Origin of the sequence: Brachybacterium sp. AOP3-A1-3 (genome assembly GCF_052378285.1) — a bacterium.
GTDB lineage: Bacteria > Actinomycetota > Actinomycetes > Actinomycetales > Dermabacteraceae > Brachybacterium.
In genome coordinates, this window is the sequence record NZ_JBQSXM010000003.1 from 47,663 (window position 1) to 70,357 (window position 22,695).

The 22,695-nt window shown below is 71.3% G+C and carries 21 protein-coding genes; 7 read left to right on the forward strand and 14 right to left on the reverse strand.

Annotated features, from left to right (window positions below):
* Window positions 1-82: 82 nt before the first annotated feature.
* From ACT3T5_RS05550 to ACT3T5_RS05575, 6 genes are read right to left on the reverse strand one after another with little or no spacing between them, the layout of a single operon-like run.
* Window positions 83-943 carry a MurR/RpiR family transcriptional regulator gene (locus ACT3T5_RS05550; protein WP_444578245.1) on the reverse strand — a complete coding sequence of 287 codons (861 nt, stop codon included), beginning with the start codon at window positions 941-943 and terminating at the stop codon, window positions 83-85.
* The gene (locus ACT3T5_RS05555; protein WP_444593808.1) at window positions 940-2,283 is read right to left on the reverse strand and encodes an anhydro-N-acetylmuramic acid kinase; all 1,344 of its coding nucleotides are present in this window, start codon (window positions 2,281-2,283) and stop codon (window positions 940-942) included. Before ACT3T5_RS05555 ends, ACT3T5_RS05550 begins: the two co-directional genes overlap by 4 nt.
* A complete protein-coding gene (locus ACT3T5_RS05560) occupies window positions 2,283-3,764 on the reverse strand; it encodes a glycoside hydrolase family 3 N-terminal domain-containing protein (RefSeq protein WP_444593809.1) in 1,482 nt (493 codons plus the stop codon). The genes ACT3T5_RS05555 and ACT3T5_RS05560 overlap by 1 nt, the downstream gene beginning before the upstream one ends.
* A complete protein-coding gene (locus ACT3T5_RS05565) occupies window positions 3,764-4,591 on the reverse strand; it encodes a carbohydrate ABC transporter permease (RefSeq protein ID WP_444593810.1) in 828 nt (275 codons plus the stop codon). Before ACT3T5_RS05565 ends, ACT3T5_RS05560 begins: the two co-directional genes overlap by 1 nt.
* Window positions 4,588-5,562 carry a carbohydrate ABC transporter permease gene (locus ACT3T5_RS05570; protein WP_444578241.1) on the reverse strand — a complete coding sequence of 325 codons (975 nt, stop codon included), beginning with the start codon at window positions 5,560-5,562 and terminating at the stop codon, window positions 4,588-4,590. The genes ACT3T5_RS05565 and ACT3T5_RS05570 overlap by 4 nt, the downstream gene beginning before the upstream one ends.
* Entirely contained in the window at window positions 5,559-6,848 is a 1,290-nt protein-coding gene (locus ACT3T5_RS05575) for a sugar ABC transporter substrate-binding protein (RefSeq protein WP_444578240.1), read from the reverse strand. The genes ACT3T5_RS05570 and ACT3T5_RS05575 overlap by 4 nt, the downstream gene beginning before the upstream one ends.
* Before the next feature lie 415 nt (window positions 6,849-7,263).
* Here ACT3T5_RS05575 and ACT3T5_RS05580 point away from each other — a divergent pair, with 415 nt between their 5' ends.
* Entirely contained in the window at window positions 7,264-8,430 is a 1,167-nt protein-coding gene (locus tag ACT3T5_RS05580; RefSeq protein WP_444593811.1) for a lysostaphin resistance A-like protein, read from the forward strand.
* A 66-nt stretch (window positions 8,431-8,496) separates the two neighbouring features.
* Here ACT3T5_RS05580 and ACT3T5_RS05585 read toward each other — a convergent pair whose 3' ends face one another.
* The gene (locus ACT3T5_RS05585; protein WP_444593812.1) at window positions 8,497-9,789 is read right to left on the reverse strand and encodes a Gfo/Idh/MocA family protein; all 1,293 of its coding nucleotides are present in this window, start codon (window positions 9,787-9,789) and stop codon (window positions 8,497-8,499) included.
* 104 nt (window positions 9,790-9,893) lie between these two features.
* On the reverse strand, window positions 9,894-11,246 hold the full coding sequence (locus tag ACT3T5_RS05590) for an MFS transporter (protein WP_444593813.1): 1,353 nt from the start codon (window positions 11,244-11,246) through the stop codon (window positions 9,894-9,896).
* 564 nt (window positions 11,247-11,810) lie between these two features.
* Here ACT3T5_RS05590 and ACT3T5_RS05595 point away from each other — a divergent pair.
* A complete protein-coding gene (locus ACT3T5_RS05595; protein WP_444593814.1) occupies window positions 11,811-12,419 on the forward strand; it encodes an RDD family protein in 609 nt (202 codons plus the stop codon).
* Here ACT3T5_RS05595 and ACT3T5_RS05600 read toward each other — a convergent pair.
* Both ACT3T5_RS05600 and ACT3T5_RS05605 read right to left on the reverse strand, forming a co-directional pair.
* Complete coding sequence (locus ACT3T5_RS05600) at window positions 12,385-13,500, reverse strand: histidinol-phosphate transaminase (RefSeq protein WP_444578235.1); 1,116 nt, start codon at window positions 13,498-13,500, stop codon at window positions 12,385-12,387. The two genes, ACT3T5_RS05595 and ACT3T5_RS05600, sit on opposite strands and share 35 nt — an antisense overlap.
* Before the next feature lie 62 nt (window positions 13,501-13,562).
* Complete coding sequence (locus ACT3T5_RS05605) at window positions 13,563-14,435, reverse strand: alpha/beta fold hydrolase (RefSeq protein WP_444578234.1); 873 nt, start codon at window positions 14,433-14,435, stop codon at window positions 13,563-13,565.
* A 170-nt stretch (window positions 14,436-14,605) separates the two neighbouring features.
* On the opposite strand from ACT3T5_RS05605, the gene ACT3T5_RS05610 reads away from it, so the two are divergent.
* From ACT3T5_RS05610 to ACT3T5_RS05625, 4 genes are all read left to right on the forward strand, one after another.
* Window positions 14,606-15,013 (forward strand): phage holin family protein, encoded by a 408-nt coding sequence (locus ACT3T5_RS05610; RefSeq protein WP_444578233.1) that lies wholly within the window; start codon window positions 14,606-14,608, stop codon window positions 15,011-15,013.
* A 218-nt stretch (window positions 15,014-15,231) separates the two neighbouring features.
* Window positions 15,232-16,656: an adenylosuccinate lyase gene (gene purB, locus ACT3T5_RS05615; protein ID WP_444578232.1), complete on the forward strand. Its 1,425-nt coding sequence runs from the start codon at window positions 15,232-15,234 to the stop codon at window positions 16,654-16,656.
* On the forward strand, window positions 16,656-17,072 hold the full coding sequence (locus tag ACT3T5_RS05620) for a metal-sensitive transcriptional regulator (RefSeq protein WP_444578231.1): 417 nt from the start codon (window positions 16,656-16,658) through the stop codon (window positions 17,070-17,072). The genes purB and ACT3T5_RS05620 overlap by 1 nt, the downstream gene beginning before the upstream one ends.
* A 20-nt stretch (window positions 17,073-17,092) precedes the next feature.
* Window positions 17,093-17,866, forward strand: coding sequence for a DNA-3-methyladenine glycosylase (locus tag ACT3T5_RS05625; RefSeq protein WP_444593815.1), 774 nt, complete (start codon window positions 17,093-17,095; stop codon window positions 17,864-17,866).
* Between the two features lie 44 nt (window positions 17,867-17,910).
* Here the strand turns inward: ACT3T5_RS05625 and ACT3T5_RS05630 are convergent, their stop codons facing one another.
* Window positions 17,911-18,636, reverse strand: a complete 726-nt coding sequence (locus ACT3T5_RS05630; RefSeq protein ID WP_444578229.1) for an SDR family oxidoreductase — start codon at window positions 18,634-18,636, stop codon at window positions 17,911-17,913.
* 144 nt (window positions 18,637-18,780) lie between these two features.
* Between ACT3T5_RS05630 and ACT3T5_RS05635 the strand changes: the two genes are divergently transcribed.
* A complete protein-coding gene (locus ACT3T5_RS05635) occupies window positions 18,781-19,551 on the forward strand; it encodes a CPBP family intramembrane glutamic endopeptidase (RefSeq protein WP_444593816.1) in 771 nt (256 codons plus the stop codon).
* A 276-nt stretch (window positions 19,552-19,827) separates the two neighbouring features.
* Here ACT3T5_RS05635 and ACT3T5_RS05640 read toward each other — a convergent pair whose 3' ends face one another.
* The 3 genes from ACT3T5_RS05640 to ACT3T5_RS05650 all read right to left on the reverse strand — a co-directional run bounded on the left by ACT3T5_RS05640 (window position 19,828) and on the right by ACT3T5_RS05650 (window position 22,662).
* A complete protein-coding gene (locus tag ACT3T5_RS05640) occupies window positions 19,828-20,154 on the reverse strand; it encodes a rhodanese-like domain-containing protein (protein ID WP_443335986.1) in 327 nt (108 codons plus the stop codon).
* Between the two features lie 232 nt (window positions 20,155-20,386).
* Window positions 20,387-21,736 carry an FtsX-like permease family protein gene (locus ACT3T5_RS05645; RefSeq protein WP_444578227.1) on the reverse strand — a complete coding sequence of 450 codons (1,350 nt, stop codon included), beginning with the start codon at window positions 21,734-21,736 and terminating at the stop codon, window positions 20,387-20,389.
* Window positions 21,736-22,662: an ABC transporter ATP-binding protein gene (locus tag ACT3T5_RS05650; RefSeq protein ID WP_444593817.1), complete on the reverse strand. Its 927-nt coding sequence runs from the start codon at window positions 22,660-22,662 to the stop codon at window positions 21,736-21,738. The genes ACT3T5_RS05645 and ACT3T5_RS05650 overlap by 1 nt, the downstream gene beginning before the upstream one ends.
* Window positions 22,663-22,695: the final 33 nt, after the last annotated feature.

The following is a 22,695-nucleotide window of genomic DNA, read 5'->3' on the forward strand; positions in this document are numbered from 1 at the left end:
AGCGTAACTTACGGAACCGTAAGGTCAAGGTTCTGCCGCACCGTGCGGCAGATCCCATGCTGCCGCAGAGCCCCCGATCGGGTCAGGATCGACGGCTCTCCAGCGCGATCCGGGTCCGCTCGAGGGCCGCGGCGCCGGCATCGGGCAACGAGGTCGACAGCGCGATGAGCAGGCAGTCCGCGATGGTCAGCTGGGCGATCCGGGAGGACGTCGCCCCCGCGCGGAAGGACGGCTCGCGGGACGCGGTCAGCAGCACCAGCTCGCTGCTGCGGGCCAACGGGCTGGCCGGGGACCCCGTGATCACGAGGGTGCGCGCTCCCGCCCGTCGGGCGACCTCCTGGGCATCGAGCACATCCCTGGTGCGGCCTCCATCCGAGATCGCCACCAGGCAGTCCTGCTCCCCGAGGCCGCTCGCCGCCGGCAGCGCATCATGCGCACTGGTCAGCGCCTGCGCCGAGAACCCCAGCCGGGTCAGCTTGTACTGGAGATCGGTCGCGGTCAGGCCCGAGGCCCCCATGCCGACGAGGTTGATCCGGCGCGAGGAGCTCAGCATCGCCGCGGCCTTCTCGAGCTGGCCCAGGTCCAGCAGGCGCACCGTGTCCCGCACGGCACGGGCATCGGCCGCGGCGATCCGTGCCACGTTGGTCTCGAGCGGATCCGCGGGATCGATGTCGAGCGGGAACGCGAGGTCACCCTCGTGGGCCGCAGCGCGCACCGTCTCCTCCACCAGCGCCGCACGGAAGTCCCGGTACCCGGTGCAGCCCATCTCGCGGGCGAAGTTGACCACCGAGGACTGCGCGCAGCCCGCGGCCTCGGCGAGCTGGTCGATGGTGAGGCGTCCGGCGGCCAGCGGATCGGCGAGCACCACGTCGGCGATACGCCGCAGCGCCGGTTGGAGGTCATCCCGTCGCCCGCGGATCCCCTGCAGCAGAGGGGCGCTCATCGCCCCGGCCCCAGCCTCGACTCCAGCCCCGGCACGATCTCGAGGCGGCCGACGGGGAGCTCGTCGAGGTCTCCGCGCCGGCCCCGCAGGCCGTGCGGCGGCAGGAGCGAGCCGAGCACCACCGGGGTGCGCGCGCCGGTGTGCGAGGTGCCGTCGGCACGGGTCAGGGTGCCGGGGAGGCCGTGGGCGCTGAGGTACCCGAGCAGGGCGATGAGGAGCGCCTCCTTGCCGTCGGCCGGGATCCCCAGCTCATCGGCGTCCAGCAGCGGGATCGGCGCCAGCTGCGCGGCGAGGCGTTCGCGCAGCAGGGGGTTACGGATGCCGCCGCCCGAGGCGACGACGCGGCTCGCCCCGACCACCGCGATCGCCCGGGCGATCGTCACGGCGGTGAGCTCGGTGAGCGTGGCCAGCAGGTCAGGCAGCGCGAGGGCGTCGATCGCGTCGTCGCCCGCTCCCCCGCCCGTGGCTCCAGCTCCCGCCCCGGCGCTTGCTCCAGCTCCGTCGGCGGCTCCGGCTCCGGCTCCGAGCATCCGTCGCACGTACTGGCCGTCGAAGTGCTCCCGGCCCGTGGAGCGCGGCAGGGGCTGCGCGTAGAACGGATCGCCGAGCAGTCGGCGCAGGGCGGCCGCATCGACCGTGCCGGTGCGCGCGATCCGCGCGTCGAGATCCGCGCTCGCCCCGGTCGCGGCGTGCACCGCGGCATCGAGCAGGGCGTTGCCAGGACCCAGATCCCCGGCAACGACCCCGCTCCCGCGCTCGTCCTCGCCCCCGTTCCCGCCCTCGTTCCCGCCGTTCCCGCCCACGACGCTCACATTGGAGATCCCGCCGATGTTGAGCACGGCGGTGCGCTCGCCCCGGTCGCCGCCCAGCAGCAGCTGGTCCAGCATCGGCACCAGGGGTGCGCCCTGGCCGCCGGCGGCGACGTCGGCCCTGCGGAAGTCGTGGATCACCGCGGTCCCCGTGGCCGCGACGATGCGGGAGGCATCCCCGATCTGCAGAGTGCCCGCCACGCGGCCGTCCTCCTGCACGTCGTGGTACATCGTCTGGCCGTGCGTCGCCACGAGATCGGCGCCTCCATGGCGGGAGAGGACATCGGCGGCTGCGCCGGCGAACGCCTCTCCCACGGCGGCGTGCAGGCGGCTCCAGGTGGCGACGTCCGCCGGCGCCGGAGACAGGGCGGCTATCAGTGCTTGGCGCGTGCCCTCCGGCCAGGGCTGCTCGCCGACGTGCACCAGGCGCGCCGTCAGGACGCTCGGCTCCCGGGGATCCCGGGCGAACTCCACCAGGGCCACGTCGATCGCGTCGAGGCTGGTCCCGGACATCATGCCGAGGACCCGCATCAGGGCTTCCCGTCCAGCAGGAGGTCCACGGCCGCGCGCATCATCGTGCGGCCCGCGCCGTGGGCGAGGACCAGGTGGCGATGGTCGGGAGCCGCATCGGGCACCCCCACGTGGACCACGATCGCGTCGGGCCGACGTCGGAGCAGCACGGCGAGGCGCTCCCCCTCCTCAGGATTGCTGCGGGGCAGTCGGGTGATCGCCACGACCTGGGCGTCGGCGTCGATCTGTTCGGGATAGTCGGGGACGTCGGCCCGCACTCGCCGGTCGCGCAGCGCCTGGATCAGCTGCTCGGAGCGCGCCCCCGAGGCATGGTTCGCGCGCGCCCGCAGGTCGAGCACGGCCGTCGGCCCGAGGCCGAGCCGCGCGTCGCGGGAGCGGACCGCGCGTGCGGCGGCAGCGGCCCCGAGCTGCTCGGCGCGGGCCAGCACCTCGGTCAGATCGCGGGCGGGGACGAAGCGGCGCCGCGTGCGCAGACCCCGGCAGTGCTCGCGGGTGCGCACAGCCCGGGCGTGGAGCGCCTCCCGGCCCAGTCGCCCGGTGTCCACGGCGGCGAGGATCGCGTCATGGGCCTCGCGCACCATCTGCTCGTCGTCGCGGCGGATCGACGTGCCCAGGCACAGCAGATCGGCACCGGACTCCAGCGCGCGCACGGCGGCCTCCCCGTAGCCGGGGTCCCGGGCGACGGCCGCCATGTCCAGGGCGTCGGTGATCAGCAGCCCGCGGAACGTGCCGCCCGCGGCCCGGTCCAGCAGCGGCCTCGCCCAGGGCGAGATCGAAGCCGGTCCCTCGCCGAGGGCGGGGACCAGGACATGGGCGGTCATCACCGCGTCCAGCCAGGGCACGATCCGGAACGGGGCCAGGTGGTCGCGCTCGAACTCGGCGCGATCGAGGTCGATCCGCGGCAGGGCGGTGTGGGAGTCGGTCGAGGTGGCGCCGTGGCCCGGGAAATGCTTGGCGCAGGTGCCCAGTCCGGCCTCGATCAGCCCGGTGGCGAAAGCGCGGGCGTGGGCGGCGACCCGATCCGGATCGTCGCTGTAGGCGCGGGTCCCGATCACCGGGTTCGCGGGGTCGGTGGAGACGTCCAGCACCGGGGCGAGGTCGAGGTCCACGTCGCATGCCGCGAGGACGTCGCCGAGGGCGTGGCCCGCGTGGCGGGTCAGCTCGATGTCGTCGACCTCCCCCAGCGCCCAGGCGGTGGGCAGGGAGGACCCGGTGGCGGACTGGATGCGGGTGACATCCCCGCCCTCCTCGTCTATCGCCACGATGCAGTCCTCGGAGCGGGCATGCACCGCGCGCGACAATGCCCGGGTGGTCGCCGGGTCCGGCGTGTTGTGCCCGAACAGGATCACCGAGGCGAGGCCGGCATCGAGCGCCTCGCCGATCCAGGGTGGCAGAGCGGTGCCGGTGAACGGCGCCATGAGCACCCCGAGCACGTCGGCATCCCACGGCCGGGGGGCGGCGTCCGTCGGGGTGGTCGTCATCAGCCCTTCACCGCCCCTGCCGTGAGGCCGGAGGCGAGGTTGCGCTGGACCAGCACGAAGAAGATCACCACGGGCAGCGTGATCACGGTCGAGGCGGCCATGACGCTGCCCCAGTCCGCGGAGTTCTGGGTGAAGAAGGTCCGCAGGCCCACGCCGACGGTGTACTTGGTGCTGTCCTGCATGAAGGTCAGGGCGAAGATGAATTCGTTCCAGGCGGTGATGAAGGAGAACACGGAGGTCGCCACGAGTCCGGGTGCCACCAGCGGCAGCAGGATCGAGCGGAACATCCGCCCCCAGGTCGCACCGTCCATGTACGCCGCCTCCTCGAGCTCCTTGGGCACCGCCGCGACGAAGCCGCGCAGGTTCCAGATCGCGAACGGGAGCGAGAAGCTCAGGTACACGATCGTCAGACCCAACAGGGAGTTGAGCATATTCAAGTTCCGCGCCTGGAGGAAGAGCGGGATGACCAGAGCTTCCAACGGGACCATCTGCACCATGAGCACCATGATCAGCACCTGGGTGCGGAGACGGAAGCGGAAGCGGGCCACGGACACCGCGGCCAGCAGCGCCACGATCGCCGAGAGCACCACGGTGCCCACCGAGACGATCACGGAGACCTTCACGTAGCGCAGGAATCCTTCGTCCACGAGGACGTGGCGGAAGTGGTCGAGCGTGAAGCCCGACGGGAGCAGGCTCGCGCCGCGGGACAGCGGACTGGTGTCCACCGCGGTGGAGACCATCCAGTAGCAGGGGAACAGGCTCAGGGAGATCAGCAGCACGATGCCGAGCACCTTCCCGACCTGGCCGGCAGGGGTCGGTCGGTTCACAGCTCGTCCTCCTTCATGAGCACGCGGAGGTAGATCACGGAGATCACCAGCAGCAGCGCGGTCAGCAGCACCGCGATCGTCGAGCCCATGCCGTACTCGCCCTGGGCGAAGGACTGGGTGTACGACCACACGCCGAGGTTCATGACCTCACGGGTGGAGCCGTCGCCACCGGGCATGAGGTAGATCTGCACGAACACCTTGAAGTCCCAGATCGTCGACAGGATCACGCAGACGGCGATGATCGGCCGCAGCGCGGGCACGGTGACGTTCCAGAAGCGGCGCCAGGCGGTGGCACCATCCATGGCCGCGGCCTCGTACAGCTCCTTGGGCACGGTCATCAGGCCGGCCAGCATGGTCACCGCGATGAACGGGAAGCCGTGGTAGACGACGTTGATGGTGGCGATCGCATAGAAGGTCCACCGGTTGGTGAACCAGTTGAAGGTGCCGGCGTCCATCAGGCCACCGCTGTCGAGCAGGGTGATGACCAGCCCGGACTGCGGATCGAAGAGCCACACGAAGATGTAGGTGCCGGTCAGCGCCGGGATCGCCCAGGCGACCATCACCGCAGTCGTGCAGATGCTGCGCCAGGTGGTGCTGAGCGAGTTCAGGAACAGGGCCACCACGGTGCCGACGACCATCGTGAGCACCACGCACACGGCGGCGAAGCCCACCGTGTTGGGCAGGACCGTGGTCCACAGGAAGGGGTCGGTGAGCACCTGGACGAAGTTGTCCAGGCCGATGTAGTTGCTCTCGCCCTTCAGCAGATTGCGCAGCTCGTAGTCCTGGAGGGACAGGTCCAGCACCCGCGCCATCGGCCACAGCAGCAGGACCGCGAGGCAGATCAGGGCGGGAGCGAGCAGCGTCCAGGGCAGGGCGAGCTTGCGCACGCGCCGCCCGAGCGGGACGGTGCGGGGCGCCAGCGGCTCCGCACCGTCGGGACGGGTCCTCTCGAGAGTGGTCGGGGTGCTCATTCGCCGAAGATCTTGTCCATCTCCGCAGCGGCGGTGTCTGCGGCATCCTGGACCGGGGTGCCGCCGAGGATCGAGGAGACCAGCGTGCTCATGGTCTTCGCACCCTCGATCTTCCCCCAGGACGGGGTCACCGGCACGGACTTGCCGCCCTCGGTCATCTGCGTGGCGAAGACCTTGGTGAGGTCGTCGCCGCCCTCGACGATCTCGTCGAGCGCGTCGATGGTGCCGGGGAAGTAGTTGGTCTCCTCGGCCCAGCGGGTGGCGAAGTCGCCGGTGGTGACGAGCTTGATGAGCTCGAACGCCAGCTCGGGCTCCGAGGACTCGGTGAAGCGACACATGAGCGAGCCGCCCAGGAAGGACGGTGCGACGGCCGAGTCCTTGGCCGGGATCGTGAAGGCCACAAGCTTCTCGGCGAGCTCCGGATTGTCCTGGCGGATGGTCGCGGGAACCCAGGAGCCGGTGATGAACATCGGCACCTTCTCCTGCAGGAACTCCGCGAGAGCCTCGGTCTCCACCCAGGTGTTCGCTGCGGCGGTCGAGGAGTTGTGCTTCAGCGCGAGGTCCGTGTACCAGGTCAGGCCCTCGACGGCCTCGGGGGCATTGATGGTGGCCGTGAACGCACCGTCGTCGTCCGTGGCGATCTCGCCACCGGCGCCCCAGACGAACGGCGTCGCCGAGAAGATGCTCGCCCCCGGGACCGGGAACGAGATCCAGTCGGGATTGTGCTTCTCGAGGGTGGTGATCATGGTCAGCAGGTCGTCCCAGCTCTCGGGCTGCGTGTTGACCCCGGCCTCCTCGAGCATGTCCTTGTTGCCGAGGATCGATCGCACACCGGCGTACCAGGGCATGCCGTACATGACGCCGTCCAGGGTGCCCGCCTCGACGAGTCCCTCGACCAGGCCGTCGGTGAGCCCTGCGGCCTCGATGTCCTCGGTGAGGTCGTCCAGGCCGCCGGCGTCGGCGAACTCGGGGACCCAGGTGGTGCCGACCTCGGCGACGTCGGGGCCGGTGCCGCCGGCCATGGAGGTCACGAACTTGTCGTGGGCGCCGTCCCAGGGCTGGACCTGGACGTCGAGGGTCGCGCCGGTGGCTTCGGTGAATGCGGTCTTGAGCTCGTCGATGTAGTCGTCGGCGCTGGCGTTGGTCCCCTCCATCAGCCACATGGTGATGGTCTTGCCCTCGCCGTCGACCTTTCCGCCGTCGCCTCCGCCGTCACCGCAGGCTGCGAGGGCCAATGCTGCCGAGCCTGCCGCACCAGCGGCCAGGACCTGTCGTCGAGCGATCATGAGGACTCCTTCGTCGATTCACGGACTCGGCATCGGTCGGGAGGACCAGCCGGTGAGAAAACTTCATTCTCAAGCGTGACGAGTGTGAAGTTACCACTTCTTCGCCGCCGTGCCACCCTCGACCCCTGTCGTTCTCCGTGATTTCACCAACCCCCTTGCCGAATCGAGTGGACCGCGAGAGAGGGTCAGGCGTCCGAGCACCTCGTGCCGCGCGCCCTCTGCCCGTGGTCGACCCTGCGTCGGCCCTGCGTCGGCCGCGCGTCGACCCTGCATCGGCACCCCGTCGGCCGCGCGTCGGCCCTCCGTCGGCCCTCCGTCGACACTCCGTCGGACCTGCGTCGGCACTCTGCCGACCAAGGTCTAGACCCCACGCCAGCGCATTGACCGGCACCTCCCGGAGGGCAACCGTGGAGCCATGAGCACCCCCGTCCCACCTCCCGCCCAGGAGCCCGCTCCCCGTCCGCACCCCTGGGCCGCTCCGAGCACGCTCCTCCCGCCGGACCAGCGGTCGGATCGACAGGCCTCCCGGCCGACGGTCCGGACGACGGGCCGCCCGACGGATCGCCCGACGACTCACGCAGCTCCCGGGGCGGCTGCCGGTCACCAGGCGCCCACCGGCCCTGTCGGGCGACCCGGCGTCCAGTGGCGCAGCGTCCTCGTCTTCATCGCCGTCGCCTATGGGCTGTTCGGGCTCTGCGCGGCGCCGTTCTGGGTGCTCCAAGGCGGCATCGCCCATCCGCTGTACTCGCTCGTGGTCGGGGTGGGGATGTTCGCGCCGATGGCGGCGTCGATCGTGGTCGCCAAGCTCGTGGACCGCACCTCGTGGCGCGACGCCACCGGTCTGCGCTTCCGCGGGAAGTGGCGCCGGATCCTGCTGTGGGCGCCTCTGGCCACGCTCCTGGTGCTCGCCCTCAACGTCGCCACCGCCGTGATCATGGTGCTGCGCGGCGTGCCCGGCGATCTCACCGGCAGCACCTGGGCGGCCGAGGTCTCCCGCACCATGGCCGAGAGCGGGGCCGCGATGCCCACCGCCGGGGCGGTCGCGCTCGTCCTGGCCATCTCGGCGCTCGGCGTGCTGGTGACCGTGGTGCCCGCCCTCGGCGAGGAGATCGGCTGGCGGGGCTGGCTGTGGCGGGCGTTGAAGCCGATGGGTACGTGGCGCGCGATCGTGCTGGGCGGCGCGATCTGGTCGCTGTGGCACCTGCCGGTCACCCTGATCGGTCATAACTACACCGGGCTGCCCCGATGGGCGGCGGTGGCGATGTTCATCCCCGCGTGCATCACCCTGAACTACCTCTTCACCGCGATCACCGAGCGTGCAGGCGGCAACCCGATCCCGTCGGCCTTCGCCCACGCGACACTCAACTCGACCCTGGGCCTGGCGATCGGCGTGGTCGCCACGAGTGAGACGGCGGCCGGACTGAACTGGTTCCTGGATCTCCCCACGGGGCTGACCGGGATCGCCCTCATCACCGTCGTCGCCTTCGTGATCATGCCTCGCGGCCGACGGGACGACGACAGCGCGGTCGACCCCGAGCCGGCCTCCTCCACGACAGCGGCCCGATCAGGCGGTGGGAGGTGACGGCTGCCCGTCCTCTCCCACCGCCTGCTAGTCCCGCGCACGACCTCGCGGTCGGCGCGGGACGCCTCACTCCGCGGCAGCGCCCTTGCGCGCCTCCTGCTCGGCGTACAGCGCGTCGAGGTCCAGCGGCTCCTGGTCCGCGTCGAGATCCTGGACCGGCAGCGGGCAGTCGCCGAGGTCGCGGATCTCCAGGCGCTCCCCGCCCTGGTTCATCGACTGGTGCGCGATGACGCCGGGCAGGGTGTAGCGCGCGGCCTGCCAGGCGTTGACCATCGGCTGCCTGCCGTCGACCACGGCGCGCGCGAAGTCATCGACCAGGAAGTGATGGGCGCCCTCGTGCCCGTTGGGCATGCCCTGGAACTCCTGGGGCAGTCGCGCCTGGTTGTGCGAGCGGGCGGCGCCGGCCACGAAGGCGTCGCGCAGCGTCGGCGAGACGTCCGCGAGCCGCGGATCATCCAGGCTCATGGTGGCGTCGGTGCTGATCAGATCTGTCACCTCGAGCACGCGCTTCTTGTCGTGCCAGTAGGTCACGTCGACGGTCTCCTCGAAGGAGGACTCCTCGCCGAAGAAGCGGAACCGGGACTCGCGCTTGTGGCTGGGGTAGCCCACGCGGCGCAGCTCGTTGGTGCGGAAGGCGCCGCCGTTGTCCATCCCGAACAGGGCGAAGGCGTTGGAGACGTCGTTGTCGAACATCGAGACGTCCTTGTCGAACACACCGTCGCCGCGGGTGTCCGGGCGGCCCAGCGCCGAGACGGACACGGCGTGCCGCTCCCCCAGCACCCCGAGGATCCCGCCGATCGAGTGGGTCGGGTACAGCATCGGCGGGTAGGACGCGGTGGACTTCCAGGCGTCGCCGCCGGAGTACTTGTAGGCGTCGTAGAAGCCCAGGTCCATGTCGTGGACGTAGTCGCCCTCGGCATAGAACACCTCACCGAAGGCGCCGGAGCGGTGGATGCGCCGGGCCAGGACCACGGCGGCGTTGTACTGGCTGGTCTCGCCCATCATGTAGACCAGGCCCGTGCGCTGCACCTCTTCGGTGATCTGGCGGATCTCGTCCTCATGGATCGCCATCGGCACCGCGGAGTAGACGTGCTTGCCGGCGCGCAGAGCGGCCAGGGCATTCTCGCCGTGGGTCCAGCGCTGCGTGAAGATCGCGATCGCGTCGACGTCCGAGGCGAGCAGGTCCTCGTACGTGTCGAAGCGTCGGTCGAAGGTGACGCCCCGGGCTTCGACGGCGTCGATCCGCTCGGGGACGGAGTCGACGGCGTAGAGCGCATCGATCTCGGGGTGGGCGGCGAACAGTTCGGCGAAGTGCGATCCGAACTGACCGATCCCTACGATGCCCAGGGTGAACGACATACTTCCTCCTTGAAATTAAGTGTTGGGAGGAACGCTACGTCACCGGGGACCGGCACAGCAAGGGGCTGGACGGATGGCACCCCGATCCGATCGGGAGGGTCCGCTCAGATCCGGCGCCAGCGGCCGTTGCGCCACACGTCGCGCCACGGCGGCACGACCTTCCCGGTGGCGGCCATCCGGCGTCGGAGCCGGCGCCGGGTGATGAGCATGCCGGCGGTTCCGATCAGCAGCATCGGGATCTGCACCGCGAAGGCAGTGCGGAAGGCGACGAGGTCGTAGTGCCCGTCGGGCCGCATCAGGTCCAGCACCATGCCGATCAGCAGGATCGAGATCAGACCCCCGAGGAACCCACCCATGATGACCATGCCGGTCGCGGTGCCGAGGCGATGCTTGGCGAGGTCGGTGCGGGGGAAGTCGAAGCCGACGGACGATGCCGGTCCGCCGATCGAGAAGCCCGCCACCAGGAACAGCAGCAGCCAGATCGGCGCCGGTCCGGGCCACAGCACGAGAGCCACCAACGGGACCACGATCGTGGCCAGGATGACCAGCACGAGGCTCGAACGACGCAGCGGATGGCGGGTGGTCAGGGCCCCGATCGCCGGACCGGCGATGATCGAGACCACCACCAGCACGGTCATGATCGCCGAGGCGGCAGGGCGGCTGAGCCCCTCCCCCGCGGTGAGATACGGGTAGCCCCACATCATCGAGAAGGCGATGCCCGTGAAGCCGGCGGTGAAGTGCGTGAAGAAGCCCAGCTGGGTCGCCGGGTGCTTGATGATGCGTCCCAGCACCAGAGGGATCCGCGTGAGGTTCTGCTTCGTGCGGGGCCGCGGGACACCGGCCGGACTGGCCCGCACCACCAGCAGGGCCAGCAGTGCGGCGCAGGCGCTGACCCCGGCCGCGGCCGAGAAAGCCGTTCCCCAGCCGGCGACGGTGAGCACGGCGACGAACGGCACCGCGGAGGCGATCTGCCCGACCTGACCGAGGATGCCGGTGAGCTGGGTGAGGATGGGGACCTTGCTCGCCGGGAACCAGGCCGGGACCAGGCGCACGGCGCTGGAGAAGGTCAGCGCGTCCCCGGCACCGACCACGATGCGGGCGACGATCGCCACCGAGACCAGATCGGTCTGGGAGATCAGGAGCTGACCGAGGGCCATGAGGATCGCGCCGGCGGTGAGGGTGACCCGGGAGCCGTATCGGTCCAGGAGCAGGCCTGCCGGGATCTGGGCGAGGGCGTAGACCAGCAGCTGCAGCACCACGAAGGTGGAGACGATGGTGGCGGAGGTGCCGAAGCGCTCGGTGGCCTCCAGACCGGAGACTCCCATCGTGGTGCGCTGCAGGACGGCCATCGAGTAGGCGAGGACGGCGGCGACCCAGACGACGTAGGCGCGAGTCCCCCCGAGCCGGACACCACCCCTTTCGGGATCGGTCGTCGTGGCCCTGCTGCGCCCCTGCATCGTGGTCCTCTCCTGGCCACCGGAGCCGTCCGCTCCGGTCGCGAGTGGCCCACAGGTCGGCCTCGTTCTGCTGCGCACCAGGCTACCCGGCACGCCGCGAAGGGTGCAGCGGTGTCCAGTGTTTGCCACCCTCACCCGATGTGGTGCCGTGCACGCCGCGCCGAGGGGGACCGCGCAGGCCGCACCCAGGGGAGCCGCGCAGGCCTCGCCAAGGGGGAGCCGCGCAGGCCGCGCCCATTCCACCGAAACGTCCCACTGACGGGACGTTCTCGTGGACTCGGTCGGCCCGTCAGGCGAGGAGCCACGCAAGCCGCGCCCATTCCACCGAAACGTGCCGCTGACGGGACGTTCTCGTGGACTCGGTCGGCGCGTCGGCACGTCGGGAAGGGATCGGGCAGGCCCACGTCGCTCCGCAGGTTTCGCCACTCACCCGGGTCCTGTCCGTCACCCAGGCCCTGTCCGTCAACCAGGCCCTGTCCGTCAACCGGGCCCTTCCGCTCCCCAGGCCCGCAGCCCTCCCCCGACCCATGGACCTCGGCGGCGCGAACTGCTTGGATGGGTCCCATGCACCGACTCGCCCGACGACGAGCGACCGGGTACCTGTGCGACTGCGCCGGGTACCTGGGGGTCGCCGCGGCGATGGTCCCGTTCGGCCTCGCCGTCAACGCGCTCACCGACCTCGGCCGGAGCCGCACCTACGCCTATACGGTGAGCGTCGTGCCACCGGCGATCGCCACGGTGATCGCTGCGCGGGCGGAGTCCGGGCCCCGTCGGGCGACGTGGGGGAAGCGCCGGGTCGGTCTGCAGGTGGAGGACATGGCCGGCGGCGGCCGGATCACACTCGAGCGAGCACTGGCACGCAACGCCCTGAAGATCCTGGTGCCCTGGCAGGCCGGTCACATCACCGCGATCGCCGCGATCTGGGGCGGATTCGAGGAGGGCGACCGCGTCGCCTACGTGGCGACGGTCCTCGTCTACGGGCTGATGGCCGCCGAGGCCGTGACCTGCCTGCGCGGCGGCAGCAGCGGGAACGGAAGCAGAAGTGGCAGCGGCAGCGGTCGCGGCCCGCACGACCTGCTGGGCAGGAGCGTCGTGGTCGACGTCAGCTCTCCAGCCTCGGTCAGCTCTCCAGCCACGGTCAGCTCTGCAGCCACTGCCCCGCGATCTCGATGAGCAGGTCGTTCGCCTCCTGCTCGGCGATGGTGGCACGGACCCCGTCGGCGCCATAGGCGCGCAGCACCAGCCCGCGCGCATCGGCGAACTCCGCGAACTGCGCGGTCTGCTCCCCCAGCGGGAAGTACACGAAGTTCCCCTGCGACGTGGGCGTCTGCCACCCCTGCTCGGCGAGCGCGGCGAGGACCCGCGAGCGCTCGTCCCGGATCCAGGCGGCCCGTCGGCCCAGTTCCTCCTGCACGTCGCCGCGCAGACTCGCGAGCGCAGCGGCCTGGGCGGGGATGCTCGCCCCGAAGGGCACGGTGACCTGGCCCAGCGCTGCGGCGAGGCGGGGATGGGCGACCGCGTAGCCGATCCGCAGCCCGGCCAGACCCTGCAGCTTGGAGAAGGTGCGCAGCAGCACCACGTTGCCGTGACGGCGGAAGATCCCGGCGGTGCCGGCGACCGTGGCGGGATCATGGAACTCGCGGTAGGCCTCGTCGATCGCGACCACGACGTCCTCGGGCACGCGCCTGAGGAAGCCCTCGATCTGCTCGGTGCTCAGCGACGCACCGGTGGGGTTGTTGGGGGTGCACAGGATGATCAGCCGAGTGCGGTCGGTGATCGCGGCGGCCATCGCGTCGAGGTCGTACTCGAGCTCCTCGGTGAGGGGCACCTGCACCGGGACGCCGCCGTGGGAGCCCACCAGGATCGGGTAGGCCTCGAAGGAGCGCCACGGGTAGACCACCTCGTCCCCCTGGTCGACAAGGGCCCGCACGAGGTCACCCGTCACCGCGACCGAGCCGGTGGACAGGGCGACCTGCGACGGGTCGACCCCGTGCTTGATCCCGAGCGCCTCCCGGAGCTCGCGGGCGGCGGCATCCGGGTAGCGGTGCGTGCCCTCGAGCGCCGCCGTGGCGGCGTGGCGCACGGCCTCGACCGCGGGGAACGGCGACTCGTTCGAGGACGCCTTGAAGCGGCGCATCCCGTCGTCGGCGGCTGGTCTGCCGGCCACGTAAGCGGGCAGCTGCTCGAGCGTGGAGCGCAGGCGGATGGTCTCGGACGGTGCCGGGACGGCGTCCCGGTCGGGCGTGGTGGGCATGCCACCAGGGTAGGCGGATCCGCCGGGCGAGCCTCAGGGCGTCCGTCGGGCCCGCGGCCGCCTCAGCGCAGCAGCCGGAGGATCTCCACGCTCACCAGGTGAGGCTCGCTCGCGCCGATCACGTGCCCCGACTTCTCCGCGGCGATGTATCTGCCCGCCTCGAAGGCCGCACGGGCCCGGTGCGCAGTGCTCAGCTCGTCACGCATCCGTCGGCCCAGGCCCTCCGGCTCCCTGCCGGAGAGCACCACGACCGGCACGCCCAGCGGCTCCGGACGATCCAGGCGCAGCAGCTGCAGGCCCCGGGTGATGTGCGCGGACTCCGCACGGATCGCACGGGCCGCTGTCGAGGTCGAGACCGCCTCGGCCGCCTCGTCGCGATACGCCGCGGGCAGGACCGCGGCGGCCGAGCGCTGCAGCGGGGCGAGCAGCCGCAGCTGGGCGAGCGCAGGCAGCACCACCCCCTGCGCCCGGTTCATCATCCGGGCGATGCGGGTGAAGTACAGGTCCGCGAGCTCCTCAGCGGGATCCACCAGCACGGCCCCGGAGACCTCCTCACCCCGAGCTCGCAGCCTCTCCACGGCGAGGCGCACGACAGGGCCGCCCCAGCTATGGCCGACCAGGACCAGCCGCTCGTGCGGGAAGGCCGCGACCACATCGACGAGGTCGGCGGCCAGTGCGTCGAGATCCCGGGATCCTGGGGCGGTCTCGCTCCTGCCGTAGCCGGCACGGTCATAGGCCACGGCCCGCACCCCCGGACCCAGCTCGTCGAGCACTCCGCCCCAGCTCGCCGCCGCGGCGCCCATGCCTGCTTCGAGCACCACCAGGTCCGGGCCCTGTCCGTGCACGATCGCGTGCAGCGAGCGCCCGTCGGCCGTCGAGACGGTCTGCGAGCGAGCAGGGGCGGAGCCGACGGGAGATGGAGGTGAGGAGCGCATGCCGGCATCGTGGCACGTCACGCCCGGCGGCCCATCGGCCGTTGGTCGACCTCCCCGGGCAGGTCGTCGGGCCCGAGGGCCCACCGGGCAGGTCGTGGCGTCCCCCTCCCCCGTCCGGCACTGCGGTTTTCCCCCGTGCATTCCGTCGGCGCACCGGGGACAATGGGGGCATGCGATTCCTCGGACACATCATCGTCACCGGCCTCGCGCTGTGGCTCACCGCCCTGATCCTGCCCGGCATGCATCTGGGAGAGAACAGCGCATCCCTGCTCACGCAGGTCATCACGATCGTCGTGATCGCGCTGATCCTGGCGCTGATCAACACCATCGTGAAGCCGATCCTGTCGTTCCTCACCTTCCCCATCACCTGCCTCACCCTGGGACTGTTCCAGCTGGTCATCAACACGCTGATGCTGCTGCTGACGAGCTGGGTCTCGGGCCTGCTGGGTCTGACCCTGGACTTCGACAGCTTCTGGTGGGCGCTGCTGGCCGGCGTGATCATCGGCATCCTCTCCGCGATCGTCGAGGCCGTCACCGGCATCGGCGACGACCGCGGCCGCCGCGAGGTGCGCGACTGAGAAGAGCATGGCTGAGAGGTGCGCGACCGACACGCAGCTGACGCCCGACGAGTCCGCCCCACTGCAGAATCCGACCGGGCCGTCCAGGAGCATCCGTGCTCGTGGGCGGCCCGTCGTGCGTCCCGCGCGGCGCATCGCCGGTCCTGCGCAGCGCGTCGGCCGACGCCACGATGCGATCCGGCGCGCACCCCCGACGGAGACTCTGGGAGAATGTCCCCATGGCTCATTCCTTCGCGGACATCACGCCGCCGATCGCCCTGACCCCTCTCGACGGCCGCTACCGCGCGCAGGCCGCTCCGCTGGTCGACCATCTCTCCGAGGCCGCGCTGAACCGCTCGCGCCTCGTGGTGGAGACCGAGTGGATGATCCACCTGCTCGATCACGAGGTGATCCCCGGTCTGCGCCCCCTCACGGACGACGAGCGCGCCCTGCTGCGCGCCATCCCCGAGGACTTCGGCGCCGAGGGCATCGCCGAGCACGCCGAGATCGAGCGCGAGACGGTGCACGACGTCAAGGCGATCGAGTACTACATCAAGCGCCGGCTGGCCGGCACGAGCCTCGAGCCGCTGGCCGAGGTGGTGCACATCTACTGCACCAGCGAGGACGTCAACAACCTCTCCTACGCCCTGATGATCAAGGGCGCCGTGCACGAGGTGTGGCTGCCGGCCTTCCAGGGCGTCATCGACGACCTCACGGCGCTCGCGCAGGCCACAGCCGAGGTGCCGATGCTCTCGCGCACCCACGGTCAGCCCGCGACCCCCACCACGCTGGGCAAGGAGATGGCCGTGTTCGCCCATCGCCTGGGCCGTCAGGCGCGCCGCATCCCGGCCAACCAGACCCTCGGCAAGATCAACGGCGCGACCGGCACCTACGCCGCGCACGCCGTCGCGGTGCCGTCGGCGGACTGGGAGCAGGTCTCCCGCAGCTTCGTCGAGCACCTGGGCCTCACCTGGAACCCCCTGACCACCCAGATCGAGTCCCATGACTGGCAGGCCGAGATCTACGCGGACATCGCCCGCGCCGGCCGGATCCTGCACAACCTGGCCACGGACATCTGGACCTACATCTCGATGGGCTACTTCCGTCAGCGGCTCTCCGCGCAGGGCGGCACCGGCTCCTCGACGATGCCGCACAAGGTGAACCCGATCCGCTTCGAGAACGCCGAGGCGAACCTCGAGATCTCCGGGGCGCTGCTGGACTCGCTCTCCCAGACCCTGGTCACCTCGCGCCTGCAGCGCGACCTCACCGACTCCACCACCCAGCGCAACGTGGGCCCGGCGCTGGGGCACTCGCTGCTGGCGATCTCGAACCTGCGCCGCGGCCTGGCGGGCCTGGACGTGGACGCGGACGCGATGGCCGCGGACCTCGAGGGCAACTGGGAGGTGCTCGGCGAGGCCGTGCAGTCCGTGATGCGCACCCTCGGCGTGCAGGGCACCACCGGGATGGACAACCCCTACGAGCGGCTGAAGGACCTCACCCGCGGCCACCGCGTCAACGGCGAGGGCATGCGGGAGTTCATCGACTCCCTGGGCCTGCCCGACACGGAGCGCGACCGCCTGCTGGCGCTGAGCCCGCACACCTACGTCGGCTACGCCGCCGCCCTGGTGGGCCATCTCGACGACGCCTCCGGCGGGCTGGCGTGATGAGCGCCGACGACCTGGCCGTCGACCCGGTCGACGACTCGGACGACGTGAGCGCCGAGGGCATCGCCGCTGACGGGGCCGACGCCGTGGACCCGATGCCGCAGCCGCAGCCCGGCGACCACGGCACCCAGGGCGATCCCGGCTACCACGGGACGAAGTCGCCCTACCTGCGGCGCCTCAAGCTCATCGAGGGCCAGGTTCGCGGACTGCACCGCATGGTCGAGGAGGACACCTACTGCATCGATGTGCTGACGCAGATCTCCGCGGTCACCAAGGCGCTGCAGTCGGTGGCGCTCGGCCTGGTCGATGACCACATCCACCACTGCGTGCACGACGCCGCGACCTCCGGCGACCGGGAGGAGCTGGACCGCAAGATGGACGAGATCATGGGTGCCGTGAAGCGGCTCATGAAGTGACTCGCGACGTGCCGGGCGAGATGACCTCCGAACCAGTACAGAGCCAGAGGCAGAGCCAGGAACCGAGCCAGGAACCGGGCCCGGGCCAGGAGCAGAGGCAGGGACAGGCAACGGACCTGCAGTCGGCCCCTGCCCTGCCGCGGGAGTTCTTCGACCGTCCGGTGCTCGAGCTGGCCCCGCTGCTGCTGGGCTGCGTGCTGGTGGGCCGGGGCGCCGCGCTGCGGATCACCGAGATCGAGGCGTACGTCGGCGCGGAGGATCCTGGCTCCCATGCGTTCCGCGGACCCACGGCCCGCAACGCCACCATGTTCGGCGAGCCGGGGCATCTGTACGTGTACCGGCACATGGGACTGCACTCGTGCATGAACATCGTCGCCGACGCGGAGGGCACGGGCACGGGGTGCCTGATCCGGGCGGGCGAGATCATCGGCGGGACCGAACTGGCCTTCGCGCGGCGTCGGGCGAACGGGGTGTGCCGCACCGAGCGGGACCTCGCCCGTGGCCCGGGGCGGGCCACGGTGGCCTGCGGGATCACCTTCGCCGACGACGGGCTGGATCTGTGCGCTCGGGATCCGCACCGTCTCGAGGGGATGCGGGTCAGCGGACGGCTCGACCCGCGGGACCGGGCCGACGTCGAACGGCCCGGTGAGGAGCCGTTCATGCCGCATCCGGCGCTCGCCGTCGGCCCCCGGATCGGCCTGCGCGAGGAGGCCTCGCACCCGGAGCTGTTCCCGTGGCGCTATCGCATCGCCGGCGACCGGACCGTCTCCGGGCCCGGTGCGCTGAACCGCTGAACTGCTCGGCCGCTGTGCTGCTCAGCCGCTCAGCCGCGGCGGTGTCAGCGGGGCCGGATCGAGACCGATTCGAGCGAGGCGTCCGCCGGCAGGCGCAGCGCGAGGCCCACGGTCGAGGCGACCGAGGTGGGCTGGAGGTAGTTCTCCTCCTGGTACTCGCCACCCTCGTAGGAGCGCAGCTCACGCTGCATGTCCGTGGCCACGCGGCCCGGGTGGATCGAGGTGACCCGCACGCCGTTGTCCCGCTCCTCGGCGCGCAGCGAGTCGGCGAGGCCGCGCATCGCGAACTTCGAGGCGCTGTACGCGCCGCGGGTGCGCACGGCGTTGATCCCAGAGCCGGAGTTGATCATCACGACGGTGCCGGCGGCGGCGCGCAGGGCCGGCAGCAGCAGCCGCGTCAGCTCGGCGACGGCCACCACATTGATCTCGAAGGACTGCGTCCACTGCTCGGGCGCGGACTCCTCTACGGTGCCGTTGGCGAGGATCCCTGCGGAGTGGACCACGCCGGCGAGGCCGCCGGTCAGGTCGAGGCCGTCCACGGCGCGGGCGACAGCGGCGTAGTCGGAGAGCTCGGCGACGAACGTCTCGGCCGACGGGAACTGCGCGGCGAGCTCGGTGAGCGCCTGCTCGTCGCGTCCGCCGAGGATGAGGTGATGGTCAGCGGCGAGCTCGTCGGCGACGGCGCGGCCGATCCCCCGGTTGGCCCCGGTGATCAGCACGGCGGGGCGGGAGTCGCTGGTGGCGGCCTGGTTCTGCGAGTGGTCAGTCATGCTGCGAGTCTGTCATGGGAAGACCTCACACGGTCCTGGCGCCGTCCTGGCGCGGTGCGGACGCGGTGCGGTCGCGGTCCTGGTGCCGTCCGGACGCGATCCGGACGCGGTCCGACAGGCGCAGCTCGCCCCCGCGGTGACATCATGGGCGACGTGCAGACCGTGACACCGAGCAGGACCTGGGTGCGGGTCGAGGTGGCCGTGGTCCTCGCCCTCTCCCTGGGCCGCAGCGCCGTGTACTCGCTGATCGCGCTGGTCCAGGCTCTCGCCGCCGGGCCGCTGTCCACGCAGTCCACGTCGCTGAACACGTCGATCCGCGAGAATCCGTGGCTGGATCTCTTCTACCAGCTGCTCTCGATCGCGTTCACGCTGGTCCCCGTCGTGCTCGTGGTGCTGCTGCTCGCGCTCACGGCGGGCTCCCTCGCCCAGTGCCTGAAGGATCTGGGCCTGGACCTCGGTCGGCCCGGGAAGGACCTGGCCTGGGGTGTGGCGCTCACCGCCGGGATCGGGCTGCCGGGGCTCGCCGTCTACTACGTGGGCCGCGCGATCGGGGCGACCGTCGAGGTGATCCCCGCGGCGCTGGACACCCACTGGTGGACGGTCCCCGTGCTCGTGCTGCATGCGATGAAGAATGCGGTGCTCGAGGAGGTCATCGTCGTCGGTTACCTCTACCAGCGCCTGGAGCGGCTGGGCTGGTCGGGCCGGAGGATCATCATCGCCTCGGCGATCCTGCGCGGGGCATACCACACGTACCAGGGCGTGGGTCCGGGCCTCGCGAACCTCGCGATGGGTCTCGTGTTCGGCGAGTTCTACCGTCGTACCCGGCGCACCATGCCCCTCGTGGTCGCGCACACCCTGATCGACGTCTTTGCCTTCGTGGGCTACGCGCTGCTGAAGAACCTCATCAGCACCTGAGCGGCGCCACAGTCGCCGCGTCCGCGGACGCGGCCAGGTCCAGGTCCTCAGCCACGTCCAGGTCCAGGTCCTCAGCCACGTCCAGGTCCAGGTCCTCAGCCACGTCCAGGTCCACAACCACGCCCACGCCCACGCCCACTCATTCCACCGAAACGTCCCGCTGGCGGTACGAATCGAGGGAATGGGCGAGCGAAACCGGGCGAGTGAGCAGGGGCGCGGGCGGGGCTCGGCGAATGGCCGCTCTGGCGTGGCGTCGCTGCTGCCGGGAGAGGTCCGTCAGAGGACGAAGGCGTCGCCCTCGCCGTCGGACACCATCGGCAGCCCGGACTCGAACCAGATGTCCATCCCGCCGGCGACGTTGATCGCCTCGAAGCCGTTGGCGTTCAGCCACTGGGCGACCTGGGAGCTGCGGCCGCCGCTGCGGCACACGATGTACAGCTCATCGTCGGTCTCGGGAAGCTTGTCGAGGTTCTCCATCAGCGTGCTGGCCGGCAGATGCTGGGCGGTGGGGGCATGGCCCGCATCCCACTCGGACTGCTCGCGCACGTCGATCAGAGGTGCACCGTCAGGGACGGCGTTCGGGGCAACAGACTCAAGATTCATGGCTCCACCCTAGTTGTCCGTGCCACGGCGCGGGCGCGGCTCGGCGGGGACGACGAGAGCGAGCGGCCGGCCCGGGAAGGGGCCGGCCGCTCGCGGTCTCGGGGCTGTCGTGAGCACCGGCGCTGCAGGGCAGTTCAGCCGGCCCAGTAGTTCAGCCGGCCCCGAGGCTTCAGCCGGCACACGTGGCTCAGCCGGCACCCGTGGCGCGGCCGACTCAACCCGGTCAGCCCGGTCAGGCAGTGCGCATCGCGTACCGCTTCACGAGCGGGGAGCCCACCAGCACGGCCAGGATCACCAGCGCATAGGCACCGAGCACGCACACCAGGTACTGCACGGCCATCATCGGATCGTTCGGGGCCCCGCCCAGGAACGTCGTCAGCACCAGGAGTGCGGTGCCCGTGGCGATGATCGAGCTGAGGCCGACGGGCACGGCGATCTCGGCGAGCCGGGCCCGGTGCAGCTGGCCCACCTCGGCGCCCGCGATGTGCTGGGCGCGCAGGCGCGGGGCCTGGTCGATGACGCGGGCGGTCTGCGAGACGCCGGTGCTCACGGCGGCGAGAACTGCGGAGATGCCCAGGGTGAGCAGTCCGCCGGTGTTCATGGCCGTGAACATCATCGCCTCCTCCGGGTTCGTCGCCTCTCCCATCGTCGCCATCATGGTGAGGAACCCGGCGATGACCAGGGCGAAGGTGATCCCTGAGACGGCACGCCACCCGGCGCGGGGGTCTCCGGCGAGTCGTCGGGCACCCACCATCAGGGACGGCGTGGGAGCGATCTTGGCGAGCGCGCGCGCCGTGAGCCAGATGATGAACGGACCTACGACGTTGATCCCGGCGACGATGGCGGCCACGAAGAGGACCATGATCGCGATGACGACCGTCCCGTCGGCCACTCCGCCCAGCAGCTGGCCCCCGATGTTCATGAACACCACGAACCCCAGGATCAGGGCGGCCCAGATGACCACGCGGATCACGGACATGCGCACCACGCGGGAATCTCGGGCCACGCCCAGCGGGCTCAGCACTACGCCGGTCAGGGAGACGGCCGCCGAGCCGGCTGCGATCAGCACGAGGGCGACCACCAGCACGGGATAGGCCCACCAGGGCAGCAGGAGGTCCCCGACCGTGAACGGGGCGATCCCGAAATCGAGGCGGGTGAGCGCGGGGGTCACCGCGACGTGGGCGCCGAGGCCGAGGAGCGCGCCGACCAGCGACTGGGCGGCGACGTCGAGCACGGCCACAGAACCGACCTGGCCGCTGGTGCCACCGACGAGGCGCATCGTGGCGAGGTCCTTCTCCCGGCGGGCGAGGGACAGCCGGGCGGCGGATCCGCCGAGGCCGACGGCGCTGGGAACCAGCAGCACGGACGCGATGATCGCGCACATCACGAGGAACCCCATCACGGAGCCCTCCCCGGTCATCGGGGTCTCCCCCGCGGGAAGGCGGCCGACGAAAGCCGCGGCACCGCCGACGACGGTCGCGATGATCGCGGTCGACGCGGCGAAGGCGATGACGGGCAGCACATCGGCGAGCGCGCCCCGACGGCGCAGGAGCAGCGGCGCGGCGCTGAGCAGGGCGTTCATCAGGCCACCTCGCCGTGCTGGAGGCCCTGGCCCGCGACCTGCGCCGACGGCTCGACGGGCGCGAAGGTGGACGGCCGGGCAGGTGCGGAAGTGGACGGCTGGGCGGGGCCCGCGGCCTGCGCCGTGGCGTCGGGACGCACGAATTCCTGGGCGATGCGGCCATCGCGCATGGCGACCGTGCGGCGGCATGCCGCGGCCACCTTGGCGTCGTGGGTGACCATGACCAGGCTCGCGCCGGAGTCCCGGCAGGACTGGACGAGGATGTCGAGCACGGCCTGGCCGGTGGTCTGGTCGAGGGCGCCGGTGGGCTCGTCGGCGAAGACCACCGAGGGGCGTCCGGCGAGGGCGCGGGCGATGGCCACGCGCTGGGCCTGCCCGCCGGAGAGCTGGGTGGGCCTGCGGTCGTGCATGCCCTGCAGACCCAGGCGGTCCAGCCAGCCGCCGGCCTCGGCGGTCGCGGTGCGGCGGGAGATGCCCGCGAGCATGCGCGGCAGGATCACGTTCTCGATCGCCGTGAGCTCGGGCAGCAGCTGACCGTCCTGGAAGACGAAGCCGAAGTCGTTGCGACGCATCCGGGTGCGCGCCCGGTCGCCGAGAGAGGCGAGGTCGGTGCCGTCGTGCTGGACGGTGCCCGAGGCGGGGCGCAGGATCCCGGCGAGGATGTGCAGCAGGGTGGTCTTGCCGCATCCGGACGGGCCCATGACTGCCAGCGAGTCGGCGCGGGCGATGTCGAGGTCGACGCCGGCCAGTGCGTGGGTCGCGGCTCCCGTCGTCCCGTAGGTCATGGCCAGGTGCCTGGCGGAGAGCACCGGGGCGGGGTGCGCCGCCCCGTAGCCCGGGTGGGCCTGGTGCGGGACCGGTGCGGGCGCCGACTGGTACGGGCCGACGGGGGTGTCAGTGGGTGCGGGGAACGGAGCGGTGTTCATGTCACCCAGCATCGTGCGCGGCGGGGCGGCTCC

Excerpts from the sequence above, each read along its gene's own strand:
- ACT3T5_RS05550 (WP_444578245.1), bottom strand. The coding sequence starts at position 943 with ATGAGCGCCCCTCTGCTGCAGGGGATCCGCGGGCGACGGGATGACCTC.
- ACT3T5_RS05555 (WP_444593808.1), bottom strand. The coding sequence starts at position 2,283 with ATGCGGGTCCTCGGCATGATGTCCGGGACCAGCCTCGACGCGATCGAC.
- ACT3T5_RS05560 (WP_444593809.1), bottom strand. The coding sequence starts at position 3,764 with ATGACGACCACCCCGACGGACGCCGCCCCCCGGCCGTGGGATGCCGAC.
- ACT3T5_RS05570 (WP_444578241.1), bottom strand. The coding sequence starts at position 5,562 with ATGAGCACCCCGACCACTCTCGAGAGGACCCGTCCCGACGGTGCGGAG.
- ACT3T5_RS05575 (WP_444578240.1), bottom strand. The coding sequence starts at position 6,848 with ATGATCGCTCGACGACAGGTCCTGGCCGCTGGTGCGGCAGGCTCGGCA.
- ACT3T5_RS05580 (WP_444593811.1), top strand. The coding sequence starts at position 7,264 with ATGAGCACCCCCGTCCCACCTCCCGCCCAGGAGCCCGCTCCCCGTCCG.
- ACT3T5_RS05585 (WP_444593812.1), bottom strand. The coding sequence starts at position 9,789 with ATGTCGTTCACCCTGGGCATCGTAGGGATCGGTCAGTTCGGATCGCAC.
- ACT3T5_RS05590 (WP_444593813.1), bottom strand. The coding sequence starts at position 11,246 with ATGCAGGGGCGCAGCAGGGCCACGACGACCGATCCCGAAAGGGGTGGT.
- ACT3T5_RS05595 (WP_444593814.1), top strand. The coding sequence starts at position 11,811 with ATGCACCGACTCGCCCGACGACGAGCGACCGGGTACCTGTGCGACTGC.
- ACT3T5_RS05600 (WP_444578235.1), bottom strand. The coding sequence starts at position 13,500 with ATGCCCACCACGCCCGACCGGGACGCCGTCCCGGCACCGTCCGAGACC.
- ACT3T5_RS05605 (WP_444578234.1), bottom strand. The coding sequence starts at position 14,435 with ATGCGCTCCTCACCTCCATCTCCCGTCGGCTCCGCCCCTGCTCGCTCG.
- ACT3T5_RS05610 (WP_444578233.1), top strand. The coding sequence starts at position 14,606 with ATGCGATTCCTCGGACACATCATCGTCACCGGCCTCGCGCTGTGGCTC.
- purB (WP_444578232.1), top strand. The coding sequence starts at position 15,232 with ATGGCTCATTCCTTCGCGGACATCACGCCGCCGATCGCCCTGACCCCT.
- ACT3T5_RS05620 (WP_444578231.1), top strand. The coding sequence starts at position 16,656 with ATGAGCGCCGACGACCTGGCCGTCGACCCGGTCGACGACTCGGACGAC.
- ACT3T5_RS05625 (WP_444593815.1), top strand. The coding sequence starts at position 17,093 with ATGACCTCCGAACCAGTACAGAGCCAGAGGCAGAGCCAGGAACCGAGC.
- ACT3T5_RS05630 (WP_444578229.1), bottom strand. The coding sequence starts at position 18,636 with ATGACTGACCACTCGCAGAACCAGGCCGCCACCAGCGACTCCCGCCCC.
- ACT3T5_RS05635 (WP_444593816.1), top strand. The coding sequence starts at position 18,781 with ATGGGCGACGTGCAGACCGTGACACCGAGCAGGACCTGGGTGCGGGTC.
- ACT3T5_RS05640 (WP_443335986.1), bottom strand. The coding sequence starts at position 20,154 with ATGAATCTTGAGTCTGTTGCCCCGAACGCCGTCCCTGACGGTGCACCT.
- ACT3T5_RS05645 (WP_444578227.1), bottom strand. The coding sequence starts at position 21,736 with ATGAACGCCCTGCTCAGCGCCGCGCCGCTGCTCCTGCGCCGTCGGGGC.
- ACT3T5_RS05650 (WP_444593817.1), bottom strand. The coding sequence starts at position 22,662 with ATGAACACCGCTCCGTTCCCCGCACCCACTGACACCCCCGTCGGCCCG.